The sequence below is a fragment of the Pseudomonas sp. DSV-1 genome (genome assembly GCF_035830915.1).
GTDB lineage: Bacteria > Pseudomonadota > Gammaproteobacteria > Pseudomonadales > Pseudomonadaceae > Aquipseudomonas.
In genome coordinates, this window is sequence record NZ_JAYMYG010000001.1 from 3688448 (window position 1) to 3706991 (window position 18544).

17 protein-coding genes are annotated in these 18544 nt (G+C 55.6%); 5 read left to right on the forward strand and 12 right to left on the reverse strand.

The features are described 5' to 3' along the window. Positions 1 to 107: 107 nt before the first annotated feature. From aspS to VSQ83_RS17315, 3 genes are all read right to left on the reverse strand, one after another. Positions 108 to 1883 carry an aspartate--tRNA ligase gene (gene aspS, locus VSQ83_RS17305; RefSeq protein WP_019823262.1) on the reverse strand — a complete coding sequence of 592 codons (1776 nt, stop codon included), beginning with the start codon at positions 1881 to 1883 and terminating at the stop codon, positions 108 to 110. A gap of 109 nt (positions 1884 to 1992) precedes the next feature. Continuing rightward, on the reverse strand, positions 1993 to 2214 hold the full coding sequence (locus VSQ83_RS17310) for an FmdB family zinc ribbon protein (protein ID WP_019823263.1): 222 nt from the start codon (positions 2212 to 2214) through the stop codon (positions 1993 to 1995). A 181-nt stretch (positions 2215 to 2395) separates the two neighbouring features. Continuing rightward, the gene (locus tag VSQ83_RS17315) at positions 2396 to 2758 is read right to left on the reverse strand and encodes a ribbon-helix-helix domain-containing protein (RefSeq protein WP_133077395.1); all 363 of its coding nucleotides are present in this window, start codon (positions 2756 to 2758) and stop codon (positions 2396 to 2398) included. Positions 2759 to 3608: 850 nt separating this feature from the next. Here VSQ83_RS17315 and VSQ83_RS17320 point away from each other — a divergent pair. Further along, the gene (locus VSQ83_RS17320) at positions 3609 to 4211 is read left to right on the forward strand and encodes a cold-shock protein (protein WP_133077394.1); all 603 of its coding nucleotides are present in this window, start codon (positions 3609 to 3611) and stop codon (positions 4209 to 4211) included. Positions 4212 to 4277: 66 nt separating this feature from the next. Here the strand turns inward: VSQ83_RS17320 and VSQ83_RS17325 are convergent, their stop codons facing one another. The 3 genes from VSQ83_RS17325 to VSQ83_RS17335 all read right to left on the reverse strand — a co-directional run bounded on the left by VSQ83_RS17325 (position 4278) and on the right by VSQ83_RS17335 (position 5424). After that, complete coding sequence (locus VSQ83_RS17325; RefSeq protein WP_133077393.1) at positions 4278 to 4484, reverse strand: SlyX family protein; 207 nt, start codon at positions 4482 to 4484, stop codon at positions 4278 to 4280. 2 nt (positions 4485 to 4486) lie between these two features. Then, positions 4487 to 4912, reverse strand: coding sequence for an HIT family protein (locus VSQ83_RS17330; RefSeq protein WP_219262066.1), 426 nt, complete (start codon positions 4910 to 4912; stop codon positions 4487 to 4489). 374 nt (positions 4913 to 5286) lie between these two features. Further along, complete coding sequence (locus tag VSQ83_RS17335; protein ID WP_219262065.1) at positions 5287 to 5424, reverse strand: hypothetical protein; 138 nt, start codon at positions 5422 to 5424, stop codon at positions 5287 to 5289. Between the two features lie 268 nt (positions 5425 to 5692). On the opposite strand from VSQ83_RS17335, the gene VSQ83_RS17340 reads away from it, so the two are divergent. After that, complete coding sequence (locus VSQ83_RS17340) at positions 5693 to 6976, forward strand: OprD family porin (RefSeq protein ID WP_133077391.1); 1284 nt, start codon at positions 5693 to 5695, stop codon at positions 6974 to 6976. 266 nt (positions 6977 to 7242) lie between these two features. Here VSQ83_RS17340 and VSQ83_RS17345 read toward each other — a convergent pair whose 3' ends face one another. Together VSQ83_RS17345 and VSQ83_RS17350 are read right to left on the reverse strand one after the other, a co-directional pair. Next, positions 7243 to 8085 (reverse strand): mechanosensitive ion channel family protein, encoded by an 843-nt coding sequence (locus VSQ83_RS17345; protein WP_019823275.1) that lies wholly within the window; start codon positions 8083 to 8085, stop codon positions 7243 to 7245. 138 nt (positions 8086 to 8223) lie between these two features. Further along, positions 8224 to 8709, reverse strand: a complete 486-nt coding sequence (locus VSQ83_RS17350; protein WP_019823277.1) for a YajQ family cyclic di-GMP-binding protein — start codon at positions 8707 to 8709, stop codon at positions 8224 to 8226. Positions 8710 to 8825: 116 nt separating this feature from the next. Here VSQ83_RS17350 and VSQ83_RS17355 point away from each other — a divergent pair, with 116 nt between their 5' ends. From VSQ83_RS17355 to VSQ83_RS17365, 3 genes are read left to right on the forward strand one after another with little or no spacing between them, the layout of a single operon-like run. Continuing rightward, positions 8826 to 9791, forward strand: coding sequence for a putative 2-dehydropantoate 2-reductase (locus VSQ83_RS17355; protein WP_326427250.1), 966 nt, complete (start codon positions 8826 to 8828; stop codon positions 9789 to 9791). A 46-nt stretch (positions 9792 to 9837) separates the two neighbouring features. Beyond that, entirely contained in the window at positions 9838 to 11874 is a 2037-nt protein-coding gene (locus tag VSQ83_RS17360) for a sensor histidine kinase (protein ID WP_326427251.1), read from the forward strand. Between the two features lie 2 nt (positions 11875 to 11876). Then, the gene (locus VSQ83_RS17365; RefSeq protein WP_133077388.1) at positions 11877 to 12458 is read left to right on the forward strand and encodes a cob(I)yrinic acid a,c-diamide adenosyltransferase; all 582 of its coding nucleotides are present in this window, start codon (positions 11877 to 11879) and stop codon (positions 12456 to 12458) included. 63 nt (positions 12459 to 12521) lie between these two features. On the opposite strand, the gene VSQ83_RS17370 is transcribed toward VSQ83_RS17365, so the two are convergent. From VSQ83_RS17370 to secA, 4 genes are all read right to left on the reverse strand, one after another. Then, on the reverse strand, positions 12522 to 13466 hold the full coding sequence (locus VSQ83_RS17370) for a Nudix family hydrolase (RefSeq protein WP_326427252.1): 945 nt from the start codon (positions 13464 to 13466) through the stop codon (positions 12522 to 12524). Then, positions 13463 to 14095: a glutathione S-transferase gene (locus VSQ83_RS17375; RefSeq protein WP_133077386.1), complete on the reverse strand. Its 633-nt coding sequence runs from the start codon at positions 14093 to 14095 to the stop codon at positions 13463 to 13465. The genes VSQ83_RS17370 and VSQ83_RS17375 overlap by 4 nt, the downstream gene beginning before the upstream one ends. A 97-nt stretch (positions 14096 to 14192) precedes the next feature. After that, the gene (argJ, locus tag VSQ83_RS17380; RefSeq protein WP_133077385.1) at positions 14193 to 15410 is read right to left on the reverse strand and encodes a bifunctional glutamate N-acetyltransferase/amino-acid acetyltransferase ArgJ; all 1218 of its coding nucleotides are present in this window, start codon (positions 15408 to 15410) and stop codon (positions 14193 to 14195) included. 116 nt (positions 15411 to 15526) lie between these two features. After that, on the reverse strand, positions 15527 to 18274 hold the full coding sequence (gene secA, locus VSQ83_RS17385; RefSeq protein ID WP_133077384.1) for a preprotein translocase subunit SecA: 2748 nt from the start codon (positions 18272 to 18274) through the stop codon (positions 15527 to 15529). Between the last annotated feature and the right edge of the window lie 270 nt (positions 18275 to 18544).

The following is an 18544-nucleotide window of genomic DNA, read 5'->3' on the forward strand; positions in this document are numbered from 1 at the left end:
CGCACTCCGAATCCTTTATGAAACATTGCCCGGTCTTGGCCAGGCAATAAAAATTCTCGACCCAAATGACAAAGGCGCATCCGGAGATGCGCCTTTGAGGGCCAGCTTTACTCAGCCTTTGGCTGTTCGCGCAAACGAATATGCAGCTCGCTCAACGCCTTGTTATCAACGACGCCAGGAGCCTGAGTCATGACACAGGCGGCACTCTGGGTTTTCGGGAAGGCAATCACTTCACGAATCGACTGAGCACCGGTCATCAGCATCACCAGACGGTCCAGGCCGAAGGCCAAACCACCGTGGGGCGGCGCGCCGTATTTCAGAGCATCGAGCAGGAAGCCAAATTTCTCTTCCTGTTCTGCTTCATTGATACCCAACAGGCGGAAGACCGCTTGTTGCATTTCCTTGCGGTGGATACGGATCGAACCACCACCCAACTCAGTACCGTTCAACACCATGTCATAGGCACGGGACAACGCGGTAGCCGGGTTGGCCTCGAGCTCTTCAGGCGAGCACTTAGGCGCCGTGAACGGGTGATGCAGGGCGCTGAAGCTGCCGTCTGTGTTCTCTTCGAACATAGGGAAGTCAACAACCCACATCGGTGCCCACTCGCACGTCAGCAGGTTCAGATCGTTACCGACCTTGATACGCAGCGCACCCAGGGCTTCGCTAACGATCTTGGCCTTGTCGGCACCGAAGAACACGATGTCGCCATCAACGGCGCCAACGCGATCCAGGATCACATTGAGGTTGGCTTCAGGGATGTTCTTGACGATCGGCGACTGCAGACCCTCAACACCCTTGGCACGCTCGTTGACCTTGATGTAAGCCAGGCCACGTGCACCGTAGATGCCAACAAACTTGGTGTATTCGTCGATCTTGCTACGCGGCATGCTCGCGCCGCCAGGAACGCGCAAGGCAGCAACGCGACTTTTCGGGTCATTGGCCGGGCCGCTGAACACCTTGAATTCCACTTCCTTGAGCTGATCGGCAACATCAACCAGTTCCAGCGGGTTACGCAGGTCAGGTTTGTCGGAGCCGTAACGGCGCATGGCCTCTTCCCAGGTCATGTGCGGGAACTCACCGAATTCCAGACCCAGCACTTCCTTGAACAGGTTGCGGATCATTTCTTCGGTCAGGCCCATGATCTCGGCTTCGTTCATGAAGCTGGTCTCGATGTCGATCTGAGTGAACTCAGGCTGACGGTCGGCACGCAGGTCTTCGTCACGGAAGCACTTGGCGATCTGGTAGTAACGGTCAAAACCGGCAACCATCAACAGCTGCTTGAACAGCTGTGGCGATTGCGGCAAGGCAAAGAAGGAACCTGCGTGAGTACGGCTTGGCACCAGATAGTCACGTGCGCCTTCTGGCGTGGCACGGGTCAGAATTGGCGTTTCGACGTCCAGGAAGCCGTTCTCGTCCAGGAAGCGACGGATGCTGGTGGTCATGCGCGAGCGCAGACGCAGCTTCTCGAGCATTTCAGGGCGACGCAGGTCGATGAAGCGATAACGCAGACGAGTTTCTTCGCCAACGTCGGAGAATTCGTTGAGCGGGAACGGCGGGGTTTCGGCTTCGTTCAGAACTTCCAACTCGTATCCCAATACTTCGATCATGCCCGACGCCATGTTGGCGTTGCCGGCACCGGCAGGACGCAGGCGCACCTTGCCAGTGACCTTTACCACGTACTCACTGCGCACACGATCGGCGGCAGCGAAGGTCTCGGCGCGGTCCGGGTCAAACACCACCTGGGCCAGACCATCACGATCACGGATATCGAGGAAAATCACCCCACCGTGGTCACGGCGACGATGGACCCATCCGCAAAGGGTAATTTCCTGGCCTTCCAGGCTTTCGTTCAGTTGGCCGCAATAATGGCTGCGCATCATGGTAGTGGTTTCACTTCTCGTAATTCGAAATTCGGTGGAGGTCTTGCGCACCGTCGGTGCTGGTAACCATGCAAGAGCCCGCTTGTGTTCTGACTGCTTTCGCTCAGTCTCAGTCGGATTTATCGCCGCCTGCCAGATTCTTTTTCGAGCCTGTCTTGAAGTCTGTTTCATACCAGCCTGTACCGCTGAGGCGAAAACCTGGCATGGACAGCATTTTTTTCAATTCAGGGGCCTGACAGGCTGGACAATCAACCAGCGGCGAAGCGCTGATCTTTTGAATGGCTTCCAGCTGATGACCACAGGAAGCGCACTGGTAATCGTACATGGGCATTGGCGTGTCTCGACAATCCGTTAGCGGCAACCCTTAAAGAGGGCCACACAGCAAAGGGCGAGATTATATCTGGTAAATCGAGCCATTGCAGCCGCATGAGCAGCCAGAAGCCCCTAAATGCATCATAAATATCGAGCGATTACAAGACACCGAACGTCCTCCCCCAGCCGACCACCCTGCCTCACCCCATGACCACCTGGTTTTGCACTCCCTCACGGGAGTCGCGCGCCCTCTTCAATAAATGCATCACACAGACAACTCGAATGAGCCCGCTGAAATTTCTTACCCCCCCATAACGCAAATGCACTTCGCGGTCGATATACGACAACAACGTATTTACCGAGCAGTCATTAAGTCGCGAAATATCAGATAGCACCTCCCAATATACTTCCTCAAGTCGCAAACAGGTGGCAAAACCATTTAACCTGACCGACCGTGAAAGTGGCTGAGCCAACGTCATGCCAAAATCAAGTATCACGGGATCAACCCCAACTCTCTGCAGTAGTTTTCCCCTGACGCTTTCTTGCCGAATCAATCGCCTCATATCCAGAGCACTCCATTGCGAAACACTAGAATTAATGAAAGATTTTGTGCAGAACACACTCCATCAAACGATATGTAAAAATCCTTATCCAGCGGACCAGACCCTCAAGCCTGTAGGAGCGCTCTCGGTCCGAGCGGCGAATACGAGCAGCCTCAAGCCTTGAGCCAACGACGCGGGCGTCGTGATTACGCAGAGATGTGCACCTGAAACCAAATAGCAGAACCCGGACAGAGTACACAACTTCCAAACCCACTAATGTTCTTGGCCGCTCCCCTCTATGCATACTCGCCAACAGACACGGGAATATGCCTAAAGCCTGATCAGGCACCACACCAACTTGCACTTCCATTAGTGTGTCAACCACCGAGATTTCCACTTCCACCTCGACTTACAAATACCCCTGCATATAACCGTACACATCCAGCCCACCTAAACCGCACGCGAACAGAAATACCCGCACCATGAACATTAGCGACTGCAAAAAGCACAAAAAATTAACGACCAACGGTCACCAACACAACGCCCCGGACAATAGCGGTCTCAACAACCTTCTGAGAGCACCACTGCGGTCACACGCAGAAAGAGGACTACATGCGTCTAGGACAAGGTTTTCGCTAAAAACAGATTTTGCCTAGGCATCCTCCAGTAACCTCGCTCACAGATAGCTCCATACGCTTAATTTGAGTAGGCCCAAGCTTTACTGTTAAATTGGCAGCGTGTCGCCCTCTTCCAGCCTCTATCGAGGGCGCATAGGCTGATGTGTACACGTGTCCGGCGCCTCCACTTTTTTTGAAGCGAACCGTGTGCAATCAGCTCTTCCTTGCGATCCATCTTAATGTGAGTCATTGAAATGTTGAAAATCGTCCACCTGCTAACGGGTGCAGCGGCTTTGCTGCTGTCCTTTATTCCCAGCCTGCAATCCGAAGCGCTACCTTACCTCCAACACCCTGATGCCCTTTACCTGGCTTTTCTTGGCCTGCTGAACCTGACACTGGCTCCAGTCATTCCATTCTGGAACAAAGGCCCGCGTCACCAACTGCAGAATCTGGTCAGCGCCCTGCTGGTGCTGTCCGTTGTCCTGCAAACACTGACTCTGTTCGGCCTTCTGCTGCCGATCGGTGATCAACCTGCAGTATTGCTTGGCCTGACTCCTGCAGTCATTGCCGTGCTGCTTCATCTGACCGTCAGCTTCTATAAATCATCACCGTCATCCTCCTCACAAAGCTATGACATGACCAACCGTGATACAGGGACGGTCAAGTGGTTCAATACCTCGAAAGGTTTTGGCTTTATCTCCCGAGATTCCGGGGATGATATTTTTGTGCACTTTCGCGCCATCCGCGGCGAAGGCCACCGTGTTCTGGTGGAAGGGCAGCGCGTTGAGTTCTCTGTCATGAACCGCGACAAGGGCCTGCAAGCTGAAGATGTGATCGCAGCACTGCCGCGACGTTGATTCAAGCGTAAAAAAACCGCGATCAGCCAAGCTGTATCGCGGTTTTTTTTGCCTGCACAAAATGACTTAATAGTGCGGCGGCGGGGCTTCCTCTTCGAACGACTCGAACTGCCCGCCCATTTCTTCCTGGCGCTTGAGCAAGGCAGCCATTTGCATTTGCAAACGATCTACCGCGTTTTGCTGCATTACCAGTACATCATTCAATGCCTGAATGGTGTCATCCTGAAAAGCCAAACGACTCTCAAGGTCCATCACTCGCGATTCAAGCGTCATAATCAACCCTCCGAAAAAGTAAAGCCTGCATCAAGAACCGACGCCAGCCTGCCCCGGACAGCATTTACATCAGCCTGCGTATAGGGTTTGGCAGGATGCTTGCCCCACACCGGCCCCGGCCATGCCACGTCAGTCTGATAACGAACAATCACGTGCATGTGCAATTGACTCACCACGTTACCCAGCGTGGCGACATTCATTTTGTCCGCACCAAACAACCCTTTCAGTACTCGCGCCAGAGCGGTCGTCTCAGCCCACATCATCTGCTGCTCAGAGTCATCCAGTTGAAACAATTCGGTTATACCCTCGCGCCGTGGCACCAGAATAAACCAGGGGTAATTCGAATCGTTGGACAGCAGCAAGCGGCACAAGGGGAAATCCCCTATGAGCCAGGTATCCTCATGAAGGCGTGTATCCAAAGCGAACACTGGGAGCTCTCCTCTTTACCGTTCTTTTAAACTCAGCGTGCGATGAGACTCAGCGCCAGCCAGGTGACAGGCGCGAAGGATACCCTTGATCGACTCCTGCATCACGCCGACATCCGCGGATGCGCACACGAAAAGAGAGCAATGGACGCTCAATCAACAGCACACGGACACTTGTGCACCAAAACTGCACAAAACGAATGCTTTTAGTGCGCCAAAACGTCACTTACCACCCCATTAGGTGTTAACCGGTAACGTTTTAAGCGCGTTTTTTTAGCAGGAACGCCTTCTTGCGACGAAAAAGAACACGCCAAGGGCGCTCTTATCGCCGTTCGACCCAAGCAAGATCAGGCCTCATAGCTCGAAAACGAACAAAATTATTTATTTTTCATCACCACTGCTTTTTGAGCATGCTTGTTGCATAGAGCATTTACATAGTCGATAGGCTTCAGCCGGAATGCAGTAGCCTGACGATAAATAACAATAGCTGGTCCGTAGGAAATTGGAGTTTTCATTGTAGGCAGCCTGGATTCACCCATATGCCAAACGCTGAAAACAACACTGATTTAGATGCTGAAACACGGCATAACGCTGCGCGCTTGCGACATGTAGGGTGCTATTTGCGACATGCCTGTAAAGAAGCTGAAAGCTTATGAGAGCAAGTATCGCCAACATTGTCGGCGTGATATAAGTTTGCGCCGACACAAAAAGAAAGAGCCGCCCAGATAATAATTTCAGGTGGGACGGCAGTACTCTTCCTAAAAACCAAAGGAGCAAATCACGATGCGCGTGATGAAGTGGAGCATAATCGCCCTGGCTGTTTCAGCCGGTACTACTCAGTTCGCAATGGCCTCCTCCCAGGACGACGCCAAAGGTTTCATCGAAGACAGCACTCTGACTTCTAAAACCCGCATGCTGTACATGAACCGTGATTTCCGTAACGGCGCTGGCAACATCGCCAAGCCAACCGGCGGCTTCAAAAGCGGCTACCGCGAAGATTGGGGCCTGAGCGAACTGCTTAACTACCAGTCCGGCTTCACCCAGGGCACCATCGGTGTCGGTGTTGACGCTTTCGCCATGGGCACAGCACGCCTGGACGGCGGCGCTGGCCGTCAAGGCAACGGCCTGTTCGCCACCAAGAGCGACGGTTCTCCGGAAGATACCCAGTCGAAAATCGGCGGGGCTGTCAAATTCCGCGTTTCCGACACTGAACTGAAATACGGCAACCAATTCGTAGCCAGCCCGGTTTTCTCCACCGACGATAGCCGTCTGCTGCCAGAGGTTGCTACCGGCACCCTGATCACCAGCAAGGAAATCAAAGGCCTGGAGCTGAGCGCAGGTCGCTTCACCGCGCTGAGCTCGCAGACTGGCATGGCACGCGACAGCATCAATGGCAAAGGCCAGCCAGGCCTGACCGCTGCCAACATTGCCGGCGCAACCTACCAATTCACTGACAACTTTGTTGGTGGCGTGGCAGCATCCGACGTTGAAGACTACTTCAAGAAGCAGTACATCAACCTGAACTACACCCTGCCTATCGCAGAGTCTCAGGCCCTGAACTTCGACTTCAACGGCTATAAAACAACCAGCGATGGCAAGGAACTGCTGGGCAACGTGGACAACAAGATCTGGAGCTTGGCGGCTGCTTACAGCCTCGGCGCTCACAAGTTCACCATTGCTCACCAGCGCTCCACCGGTGACAGCGCTTACAACTACGGCATCGACGGCGGCGGCAGTATCTTCCTCGCCAACTCCGTACAGTACTCCGACTTCAACCAGCGCGACGAACGCTCCTGGCAGGGTCGCTACGACCTGAACATGACCAGCTACGGCGTTCCAGGCCTGAGCTTCATGGCTCGCTACGTTAAAGGCGATAACATCTCCACGACTGACGGCGAAGGCAAAGAGCACGAATTTGACTTCGAAACCAAGTACGTATTGCAAGAAGGCCCGGCCAAAGACTTGTCTTTCCGTCTGCGTAGCGCGATCTATCGCACCACCAGCAACAACGGCAACGATGTCAACGACTTCCGCCTGATTGCTGAGTACCCGCTGAACATCTTGTAATCATGGCCTTCGGGCGATAGTTACATATACCGTGTTTAGTGAAAGCCACGCTCCTGTCTCAGGGCGTGGCTTTTTATTTGCCTGAATAAAAGTTCAGTTATATAGCAAGCTAACTAATAACTATAAATGCAACTAATTATCAATCGCCAAATTGACCGCCGAACATCTGCAACTACCTTCACAAGGTACAAAAACAATTAAAGGGGCATTTAGCCCCTTTAATGTTTACTCACACCCGACTCGATTGTCAGGTGCCATCTCTGACCTTACTGCGCAGCGACTTCCTGAACCACACGAACCACTCGTTGCGGAAAAGGAATATCCACGCCCTGAGCCTTCAAGCGATCGCGGGAATGTTCGTTGAGCATAAACAGGACATCCCAATAATCCGGGGTATTGACCCATACACGCAACGACATGGTGATCGCACTATCACCCAAGGCCGTGACCACAACAACTGGAGCCGGTTCTTTCAGGACGCGAGGGTCATCGGCCAGCGCCAGCAACACTTCACGGACCTTTTGAAGATCCGCCTCGTAGTCCACACCCACATCAAATACCACTTTGCGCGTCGGTTGACGGTTGTAGTTGGTGATGATGCCGTTGGACAGGTTGCCGTTTGGCACGATGACAGTTTTGTTGTCACCGGTGCGCAACACGGTGTGGAAGATCTGAATACTGTCCACAGTACCGCTTACGCCTTGCGCTTCGATCCAGTCACCGATCTTGAACGGACGGAACAGCAGAATCAGTACCCCACCCGCAAAGTTCGCCAGACTGCCCTGCAACGCCAGACCAATGGCCAGACCTGCCGCACCAATGGCCGCGACAAACGACGTGGTCTGGATACCGATCATTGACGCGACACTGACAACCAGCAGTATCTTGAGAATGATATTGGCGAGGTTGCTGATAAAGCCCTGCAACGCCAGGTCTGCCTTTCTCAGCGCCAGCAACTGGCCAATCTTGGTAGTCAAACGGTTGATCAGCCACCAGCCCACCGCCAGCGTAACCACTGCCAGCAGCACACGGCTGCCGTATTCCATGATCATGGGGATCCAGGCCTGGGAGGCCTTGATCAACTGATCCACTTCAGTGTTCAAATCCATTTACATCTCCTCGCGACAAAACTCGACGCCGTCATTTATTCAGCAAAACGATAAGGCAACCGTGGTCGCCAAACCGCTTGCGCCGCGCCCAGGAAATTTCGGACGGCAATGCGCGTCATTGGTTCCCTGGGTCCGTGATCAGTCGCGAAAATTGTTGAACTGCAGTGGCATGTCGAACGTCTTGGCACGCAGCGCTGCAATCGCATCCTGCAAGTCATCGCGTTTCTTGCCGGTGATGCGTACTTGCTCGCCCTGAATGGCAGCCTGAACCTTGAGCTTGGCATCCTTGACGTGAGCAACGATTTTCTTCGCCAGCTCTTTATCAATGCCTTCCTTGAGCACCGCTTCCTGCTTCATCAATTTGCCCGAAGCATAGGCATCCTTGACCTCAAGGCATTGAACGTCGATCTTGCGCTTGACCAGTGCCAGCTTGAGGATCTCGATCATTGCTTCCAGCTGGAAGTCGGCTTCAGCGGTCAGATTGACCGTCAGATCCTTCTCCTTGAACTCAAAAGTGCCTTTACCCTTGAGGTCATAACGACGATCCAGTTCCTTGACGGCGTTCTCGACGGCGTTGGTGACTTCGTGCTTGTCCAGTTCGGATACCACGTCGAACGACGGCATGTAATTTTCTCCAATAATAAAGGGCGCGCTCAACACAGATGGAGCACGCCTGACCTGACAGTTAAAATGCGCGGGCATTATAGCGGTTCTTCGACTTCATTCACTTGCGAGCTCACATGCGAAATTCGGCCCTGCCACACACCCACTCCGACGTGCCTACCCGGGCGAGTACCACCTGGCACGTTCTCGGCGCAGGAAGCATGGGCATGCTGTGGGCTACTCGACTGGCACGGGCCGGCTTGCCAGTGAAGCTCATCGTGCGCAACTGCGAACGCCTGCAAGCGTACAAAGCAGCCCGGGGTTTGACTCTGATTGAAGGCGAAGAGTCGCAAAAATGGAACATCCGCGCGCAAATTCCTGAAAACGGCGAGCCGATTCAGCGCCTGCTGGTCACCTGCAAAGCCTATGACGCGCAACAGGCCGTCGCGCAAATTGCCGCTCGGCTTACCCCGGACGCAGAAATAATCCTGCTGCAAAACGGCCTCGGCAGCCAACAGGCCGTCGCGGCCCTTGTGCCACACATTCGCTGCATCTTCGCCTCCAGCACCGAAGGCGCCTTTCGTGATGGTGATTGGCGCGTGGTATTTGCCGGCCGGGGTCACACGTGGCTGGGTGATGCCGATCAAGGCACCATCGCGCAATGGCTTGATGAACTTCAGCGCAGCGGCATTGATCACGAATGGAGCCCGAACATCCTGAGCCGCTTGTGGCGCAAGCTGGCACTTAACTGTGCAATCAATCCCCTGACGGTTCTCTACGACTGCCGTAATGGCGGGCTGCAAGCACACAGCGCCGAAGTGCACACCCTCTGCGCAGAGCTCAGCGCTCTGCTTGAGCACTGCGGTCAAGCCAGTGCCGCGGTCGGCTTGGCCACTGAAGTGGATCGCGTTATCCGGGCCACTGCCAACAACTACTCCTCCATGCACCAGGATGTTGCCCACGGCCGCCGTACCGAAATCAGCTACCTGCTCGGATATGCCTGCGAAGCAGCCCGCAGCAGCCAGTTCGCCGTCCCACACCTGCAGCACCTGCACCAGCGATTGACTGAACACCTGCAGCAGCGCGGATTGCCCTGTAACTGAGGGGCGCGCTACCCTGCCAGCATCTTCTTATCTAAGCGGCCACCCCATGCCCTTGCGCCAGCGCCTTGAAAACCTACCGGTAGGCCAGAAGTTGCTGGCCGCCCTGCTCGTCTTGCTGGCTGCCGTCATGCTGGTTGCCAATTTGACGTTCATCAGTGTCGCGTACTGGATTTCCCACGAAAGTACCGCCCCGCAAGCCCTGCAAACACTGGGGCAACTGACTTCAAATCCTGACCTGATCGCTCATGCGCTGGATTCACCGCAGAGCGCAAAATCCCTGCTCAATGAAATCGGCAGCTACGCCCCCCTTCGCGCTGCCGCGATTTATGACAGTTCAGGAAACCTGCTGGTGCAGTTGCAACACGGTGAACACCTCCCGCTCCCCGAGCACTATCGCCAGATTGAAGCCTGGAGCCTCACCGAACTGCGAAGCCATCAAGTCACACGCCTGCATCACGGTGACCAACCACCCGGGCACCTGCTGTTGATCGCCAGCAGCGAGCTGCCCATGGCCTTCTACACCGGCACGCTGACGGCCAGCCTGGGCATTCTGGTGTTCAGCATTTTGCTGTGGTTCGTGGTGGCACGCCAGATCAAGCGCCTGATCACCCAGCCCATCCACCGCCTTGAAGAGCTGTCGCGCCAGGTCAGCCGCGAAGAAAACTACGCATTGCGCGCAGCACCAGGCAACAACGACGAAATCGGCAGCCTGGCCAGAGCATTCAACACCATGCTCTCGCGCATTGAAGTGCGTGACCAGGAACTCAAGCGCGCCAGAGACGAAGCCCGTGAAGCCTACGACCAAGCTCAGGCACTGGCCGAAGAAACCCGTCATGCCAATCGCAAGCTGGAGCTCGAAGTACAAGTTCGTAGCAAAATAGAGAAAAAACTCACCGGATTTCAGAACTACCTCAATTGCATCATCGACTCCATGCCTTCGGCCCTGATCGCGTTGGACGAAGAACTCTATGTCACCCAATGGAATCAGGAAGCCAGCGCCCTGTCCGGCACGCCATTGGACGATGCCATGAGCAAGCCCATTTACCTGGCCTTCGAACCCTTGAAACCCTTCCTGCCGCAGCTCAAGGACACGATTGAGCACCACCGGGTAACAAAAATTGAACGCGTCACCTGGGGACAGGGCGAAGACGCTCGCCACTACGCCTTGACCTTTTACCCGCTCATGGGCGGTGCCGGACGCGGCGTCGTGATCCGCATCGATGACATTACCCAGCGACTGTCACTGGAAGACATGATGGTGCAGTCGGAGAAGATGCTCTCCGTAGGCGGACTCGCTGCCGGCATGGCCCATGAGATCAACAACCCCTTGGGCGCTATCCTGCATAACGTGCAGAACATTCGCAGACGCCTGTCGAGCGACCTGCCAAGGAATATCGAGCAAGCCGAGCAGACCGGCATTGACCTGGACGTGGTCAATCACTACCTGCAGGCACGAGAGATCCCGCAGTTGCTTGACGGCATCCAGCAGGCCGGGGCCCGCGCAGCCAAAATCGTGACCCACATGCTCAGCTTCAGCCGCCGCAGCAACCGGCAAATGAGCCCCTGCGATTTATCGGCACTCATTGATCAAGCCCTGGACATTGCCAGCAATGATTTTGACCTGGCCATTGGCTTTGACTTCAAGGGCCAGGCCATCATCCGCCAGTTCGACCCGCAGCTCGGCCCGGTACCCGGCATCCCCAACGAGCTGGAGCAGGTGCTGCTCAATTTGTTGAAAAATGCCGCCCAGGCCATTCATCAACGTACCGACAAGAGCGAGCCAGGGCGTATCATTCTGCGCACCAGACTGAATCCGCCATGGGCCGAGATTCAGATTGAAGACAATGGTATCGGGATGCCGGAGCCTGTGCGCAAACGAATTTTCGAGCCGTTTTTCACCACCAAGGAAGTTGGCCAGGGCACGGGGCTGGGCCTGTCCGTGTCGTACTTCATCATTACCAACAACCACAAGGGCCAAATGGAAGTGCACTCAACCCAGGGGCAAGGCACTTGCTTTACCCTGCGCCTGCCTTTAACCGGCAACCCGATGACCTACCCCGAATCAACCAAGGTGGAACTGTAAACATGGGCTTTCGCTTATCGAAAATTTACACCCGCACCGGCGACAAGGGCGAAACAGGGCTCGGCGATGGCCGCCGCGTACCCAAGGATCACCCCCGCATAGAAGCCATCGGCGAGGTCGACACGCTGAACAGTCAGGTGGGCCTGCTCCTGGCCGGGCTCATCGAGCACAGCGAACAGACCCCTGGCCTCATCGAGTTGATCGAAGTACTTGAACCCTGCCAGCATCGATTGTTTGACCTGGGAGGGGAATTGGCGATGCCCGAGTATCAGGCTCTCGACAAGGTCGAAATCGAGCGGCTTGAAGCCGCGATTGATCGCTGGAACGAAGAGCTGGGCCCGCTTGAGAACTTCATTTTGCCTGGTGGTTCGAGTCTGATCGCCCAAGCCCATGTTTGCCGCAGCCTGGCACGCAGCGCCGAACGCCGCTGCCAACAGCTCAATGCGCTGGAGCCCCTGGCGGGCGTTGGATTGGCTTATATCAATCGTTTGTCTGACGTGCTGTTTGTTGCGGCACGCTTGATTGCCAAGCGTCAGGGAATTGCAGAGATCCTCTGGCAAGCGGCAGCAAAGCCGGGGGTTTGACAGTCGAGTTCAGCACGTGTGGGAGCGGCGGTACGCCGCTCCCACAAGAGCTTGCGCAATTATTTAGACCTGTGGCCAGAACGCCCGAATTCCGGCAACGCCCTGTGCACCGATAGCCCACACCTGCTGACGATCATCAGGTCCCAGCCCGCCCAGCAAAAACACCGGCTTACTGAAATTGGCGATCAATTGTTGCGCCTGCTCCCAGCCCAGCGGTGGCGTATCAGGGTGAGTCTGCGTCGGCAGAACCGGCGACAGGGTCACGAAGTCCACATCCATCTGCTCGGCCAGCATCAACTCTTCAGCGTTATGGCATGAGGCTGCCAACCAGCGGTCTTTAGGCAACGGCCTACCCTTGGCGGCGTACTTGCGCAATTGCGCAGCGGTCAGATGCCAGCCCGCCGAAGGAAAGTCTCCCAACCACTCCAGCGGCCCCTTGAGCATCAGTTGCGCCTTGCCTGCACACAAACCGGTCGCATCTACCGCCAAATCCCGGTACTTGGGGTCATATCCATTGGGCGCACGCAGCGAAACCAATTTAATGCCACCGGCAATTGCCTTCTGGATACCGCGCAACAGCTCAGGGGTTTCAAGACCATCTGGAGTGATCAGGTATTGATCGGGCAAACGGGCAGCCGTAACAATCGGCTGGTTAGCCTCAGGGAACGCGTATTGCGCCAACTCGCGCGGGCTTACCCAAGCCAATGGCTGGCCTTCTGCACCATGAGGTTCACCGGTGAAAGCTGAAACCTCCCACACATCCAGCAGAACATGCTTATCCGGGTAATCATGTTGAACCTTGATCAAAGGCCGAGCAGCCTGAACCACAATGCCCAACTCTTCCTTCAACTCACGACCCAGTGCAGCCTCGACCGACTCCCCAGCCTCAACCTTGCCGCCTGGAAACTCCCACAGACCGCCTTGATGCTGAGAATCAGCGCGACGAGCGATCAAAATCTTCCCGTCAGTGCCCCGGATAACGGCCGCAGCCACATGAACTCGTTTCACCCTTGTACTTCCTCTAATCCGGCCTGTTGCCAGGCTTTGAACGCGGGCCATTGGTAAATGGCGTCGATATAAGCTTCATCTTCAGCTGACAGCGCAACGCGGTAAGTTCGCAGGCGAACAGCCACCGGAGCAAAAAAAGCATCGGCCACACTGGATCGACCGAACAGATAAGGCCCGCTTTCGGTCGCCACTGCGCGGCACTCTGCCCACAGCGCGCTCATCCTGTCGATATCGGCCTGGGCCTCGGCAGGCATGGAGAGCAGCGCCTGATCACGACTCAAATCAAATGGCAGATTGCTCCGCAAACCAAAAAATCCGCTGTGCATTTGCGCGCACGCCGATCTGGCCTGAGCCCGCGCAGCGACATCTTCCGGCCACAGTCGAGCGGCCGGAAAACACTCATTCAGGTATTCCGCGATAGCCAGCGAATCAGCGATGGTGCCGTGTACGGTCTTCAGCAGCGGTACTTTTCCCGTTGCCGAGTGTTGGAGAATAAGTGCCCGGGTATCAGGCTGGCCCAGCTTGATCAGCGTCTCGGTGTACGGGGCACCCGCCAGATCCAGCGCCAGCGCGGCGCGCAGGGACCACGATGAATGCAACTTGTCGCCAATGATCAGGTGAAAGCTCATAGATAGGCACCTTGAGAAAAGGGAGAGCTGATAAAGCGGGGGTATTACGGGCCCATCAGCGCCGAGGCGACTGACAGGCCCGCAATGTCGAGACGACTCAGGTACGGTATTCGGCGTTGATTTTCACGTATTCGTGGGACAAGTCCGTCGTCCAGATGGTCTCGCTGCAAGCACCACGCCCCAATTCGATACGGATGGTGATTTCTTCACGGGCCATCACTGCAGAACCCTGCTCTTCGGTGTAAGTGGCCGAACGTGCGCCACCACTGGCAATGCACACCTCACCCAGGAACACATCAATCTTGCTCACGTCCAGATCCGGCACGCCAGCACGGCCCACAGCGGCCAGGATGCGGCCCCAGTTAGGATCGGAAGCAAACAACGCGGTCTTGATCAGCGGCGAATGGGCAACGGTGTAGCCGACGTCCAGGCATTCCTGATGATTACCGCCGCCATTCACTTCAACAGTGACAAACTTGGTTGCGCCTTCGCCATCGCGCACGATGGCCTGCGCCACGTCCATGCAGACTTCCAGCACTGCCTGTTTCAACGCAGCAAACAGTGGGCCGCTGGCCTCGGTGATTTCAGGCAAAGCCGCTTTACCCGTAGCAATCAACATGCAGCAGTCGTTGGTCGATGTATCACCATCGATCGTAATGCGGTTGAACGACTTGTTCGCGCCGTCGAGCAGCAGGTTTTGCAGCACATCGCGGGCAACCTTGGCGTCGGTTGCGATGTAGCCCAGCATGGTGGCCATATTGGGACGAATCATCCCTGCACCTTTGCTGATGCCCGTAACGGTGATGGTTACGCCTTCGTGTTCGAACTGACGGCTGGCACCTTTGGGCAAGGTGTCAGTGGTCATGATGCCGGTTGCAGCCTGCGCCCAATTATTTTCGGACAGATCGTCCAGAGCGGCTTGCAATGCACCTTCGATTTTCTCAACCGGCAGCGGCTCACCGATCACACCGGTGGAGTACGGAAGCACGGCACTGGCGGGCACGCCCGTCAGCTCGGCCAGTTTGTCGCAGGTACGGGTTGCCGCAATCAGCCCTGGCTCACCTGTGCCCGCATTGGCATTGCCCGTGTTGGTCAGCAAGTACCGCACCGGGCCTTGCACACGCTGCTTGGCCAGGATGACAGGCGCGGCGCAGAACGCATTCAGGGTGAATACACCCGCCACGCTTGAGCCTTCAGCGCAGCGCATAACCACCACATCCTTGCGCCCTGGACGCTTGATACCGGCTGAAGCTATACCCAGTTCAAAACCGGCCACCGGGTGCAAAGTAGGCAAAGGACCAAGACCAACAGCCATGACGCGCTCCTAAATAAGTGTTGTGCGCCGCCGCAAAGGGACGGGAATTCAATGGTAAAACGCCGCGACGGCTAATGCCGGTCGCGGCGCAGGTGTTTCAGCAGTTGAAGCGGGCTTTAGTTGATTTGCCCGTGACAGTGCTTGTATTTCTTGCCCGAGCCGCAGTAGCAGAGTTCGTTGCGACCCAGCTTTGGCTCGTTACGAGCAGGCTCGGCAACCACGTCAGCCACATCGGCGCCTTCCAGCACCTTGGCCAATGCGTCTGGCTGATCAAGGCCCGGCGCTTCGGCATGCTGGAACTGCAAACGCGAAGCTAGGTCTTCAGCTTCCTGGCGCAGGCGTGCTTCTTCGGCTTCAGGGTCTTCGCGACGAACCTGTACATGTGACAACACACGAATCGAATCGCGCTTGATCGAATCAAGCAGCTCGGAGAACAGGTTGAACGACTCCCGCTTGTACTCCTGCTTCGGGTTCTTCTGTGCATAACCGCGCAAGTGGATACCGTGACGCAGGTGATCCATGGTCGACAGGTGGTCTTTCCACAGGTCATCCAGTACGCGCAGAACAATTTGTTTCTCGAACGTGCGCAGCGCTTCAGCACCGGCCTGATCTTCTTTTTCGCTGTAGGCAGCAATCAGCTCGTTCAGCAGCTTCTCGCGCAGGGTTTCTTCGTACAGGTGATCATCTTCGTCGAGCCATTGCTGGATCGGCAATTTCACGCCAAAGCCGCTTTCGATGGCAGCTTCCAGGCCTTTGACGTCCCACTGCTCCGGCAACGATTGCGGCGGAATGTGAGCGCTGATGGTGCTGTCGAGAACGTCCTTGCGGAAGTCTGCGATGGTTTCACCGATGTTGTCGGCTGCCAGCAACGTGTTACGCATGTGATAAATCACTTTACGCTGTTCGTTGTTGACGTCATCGAACTCCAGCAATTGCTTACGAATGTCGAAGTTGCGACCTTCAACCTTGCGCTGCGCCTTTTCGATCGCGTTGGTCACCATGCGGTGCTCAATCGCTTCGCCAGACTGCATGCCCAGGGCTTTCATGAAGTTCTTCACCCGATCAGAGGCAAAGATGCGCATCAGGCTGTCTTCAAGCGACAGGTAGAAACGGCTGGAACCTGCGTCACCCTGACGACCGGCGCGACCACGCAACTGGTTGTCGATACGGCGCGATTCGTGACGCTCGGAAGCGATCACATGCAGGCCACCCGACTCCAGCACTTGCTGGTGACGCTTTTGCCAATCGGCCTTGATCTGTGCGATCTGCTCAGGCGTCGGATCTTCCAGGGAGGCGACTTCCACTTCCCAGTTGCCGCCCAACAGGATGTCAGTACCACGACCCGCCATGTTGGTAGCGATGGTCAGCGCACCCGGACGACCGGCCTGGGCAATGATCTCGGCTTCTTTTTCGTGGAACTTGGCGTTCAGAACCTTGTGCTCAATACCTTCCTTGTTCAGAAGGTTGGACATGTGCTCGGAGGTTTCGATGGTCGCTGTACCCACCAGCACTGGACGGCCTTTGGCCATGCAGTCCTTGATGTCAGCCACAATCGCCGCGTACTTCTCATCGGCGGTGAGGAACACCAGGTCGTTGAAGTCCTTGCGCGCCAGTGGCTTGTTCGGCGGGATAACCATCACCGACAGACCATAGATCTGGTGGAATTCAAACGCTTCGGTGTCCGCAGTACCGGTCATGCCCGACAGCTTGTTGTACAGACGGAAGTAGTTCTGGAAGGTGGTCGTAGCCAGGGTCTGGCTCTCTGCCTGAATATTCAGGCCTTCCTTCGCTTCGATAGCCTGGTGCAGGCCTTCGGACAAACGACGACCCGGCATGGTACGGCCAGTGTGTTCGTCGACCAGCAATACCTGACCGTCTTCAACGATGTATTCAATGTTGCGATTGAACAGCTTGTGAGCACGCAGCGCGGCGTACACATGGGTCAACAGGCCCAGGTTGTGTGCCGAATACAGGCTCTCGCCTTCTGCGAGCAAGCCGATCTGGGTCAGCATGTCTTCAACAAACTGGTGACCGGCTTCGTTCAGTTCTACCTGGCGAGTCTTTTCATCAATGGTGAAATGACCTGCCTTGGTAACTTCACCTTCGACTTCCTCGACGTGCATCTCAAGGCGCGGGATCAGTTTGTTGATTTCGGTGTACAGTTTGGAACTGTCTTCGGCCTGACCGGAGATGATCAGCGGAGTTCGGGCTTCATCGATCAGGATGGAGTCGACTTCGTCGATCACGGCGAAATTAAGCTCGCGCTGGAATTTTTCTTCCATGCTGAAAGCCATGTTGTCGCGCAGGTAATCGAAGCCAAACTCGTTGTTGGTACCGTACGTGATGTCGGCGGCGTAGGCTTCACGCTTTTCTTGAGGCGGCTGGAACGGCGTTACAACACCGACTGTCAGGCCCAGGAATTCGTAAAGAGGACGCATCCAGTTGGCATCGCGGCGAGCCAGATAGTCGTTCACGGTGATGACGTGAACGCCTTTACCCGACAGCGCGTTGAGGTAAACCCCAAGGGTCGCGACCAAGGTCTTGCCTTCACCAGTACGCATTTCAGCGATCTTGCCTTCGTGCAAGGTCATGCCGCCGATCAACTGAACGTCGAAGTGGCGCATGCCCATGACACGCTTGCCTGCCTCACGGCATACCGCGAAAGCTTCCGGCAACAGTTGGTCGAGGGTCTCACCTTTGGCTATGCGGGCCTTGAACTCTTGGGTCTTGGCGCGCAATTGCTCATCGGTCAGGGCAACCATCTGCTCTTCGAAGGAATTGACGACCTGTACTGTCTTGAGCATGCGTTTAACTTCGCGCTCGTTCTTGCTTCCAAAAAGTTTCTTTAACAAAGGCGCAAACATATCGGCAGGATCTTCCACACATAGGGATGGAGGGCGGCCCCGAGAGTCGCCCGAGCAGCCCTGATGGCCGCATGCGAACGAGCATTCTACCCGGAAACGGCGGTGAGGAAAGTGGCGTTATTCCACGATACTGGTACAGCGTTGTGAAGGGGCTTATATAAAATAAGGGCTTTTTGCTGAACTTCAAGGCATAAGAACAAGAAGTTACTCATTGATTTCATGAATAAATGTTCATGAACCTTGATCAGAGCGAGTGAAACCGGCGGTTTC

Coding starts and splice junctions, on each gene's coding strand:
- VSQ83_RS17320 (WP_133077394.1), top strand. CDS start 3,609: ATGTTGAAAATCGTCCACCTGCTAACGGGTGCAGCGGCTTTGCTGCTG.
- VSQ83_RS17360 (WP_326427251.1), top strand. CDS start 9,838: ATGCCCTTGCGCCAGCGCCTTGAAAACCTACCGGTAGGCCAGAAGTTG.
- VSQ83_RS17355 (WP_326427250.1), top strand. CDS start 8,826: ATGCGAAATTCGGCCCTGCCACACACCCACTCCGACGTGCCTACCCGG.
- VSQ83_RS17375 (WP_133077386.1), bottom strand. CDS start 14,095: ATGAGCTTTCACCTGATCATTGGCGACAAGTTGCATTCATCGTGGTCC.
- VSQ83_RS17335 (WP_219262065.1), bottom strand. CDS start 5,424: ATGAAAACTCCAATTTCCTACGGACCAGCTATTGTTATTTATCGTCAG.
- VSQ83_RS17345 (WP_019823275.1), bottom strand. CDS start 8,085: ATGGATTTGAACACTGAAGTGGATCAGTTGATCAAGGCCTCCCAGGCC.
- VSQ83_RS17325 (WP_133077393.1), bottom strand. CDS start 4,484: ATGACGCTTGAATCGCGAGTGATGGACCTTGAGAGTCGTTTGGCTTTT.
- VSQ83_RS17365 (WP_133077388.1), top strand. CDS start 11,877: ATGGGCTTTCGCTTATCGAAAATTTACACCCGCACCGGCGACAAGGGC.
- VSQ83_RS17315 (WP_133077395.1), bottom strand. CDS start 2,758: ATGAGGCGATTGATTCGGCAAGAAAGCGTCAGGGGAAAACTACTGCAG.
- VSQ83_RS17310 (WP_019823263.1), bottom strand. CDS start 2,214: ATGCCCATGTACGATTACCAGTGCGCTTCCTGTGGTCATCAGCTGGAA.
- VSQ83_RS17340 (WP_133077391.1), top strand. CDS start 5,693: ATGCGCGTGATGAAGTGGAGCATAATCGCCCTGGCTGTTTCAGCCGGT.
- VSQ83_RS17350 (WP_019823277.1), bottom strand. CDS start 8,709: ATGCCGTCGTTCGACGTGGTATCCGAACTGGACAAGCACGAAGTCACC.
- argJ (WP_133077385.1), bottom strand. CDS start 15,410: ATGGCTGTTGGTCTTGGTCCTTTGCCTACTTTGCACCCGGTGGCCGGT.
- secA (WP_133077384.1), bottom strand. CDS start 18,274: ATGTTTGCGCCTTTGTTAAAGAAACTTTTTGGAAGCAAGAACGAGCGC.
- aspS (WP_019823262.1), bottom strand. CDS start 1,883: ATGATGCGCAGCCATTATTGCGGCCAACTGAACGAAAGCCTGGAAGGC.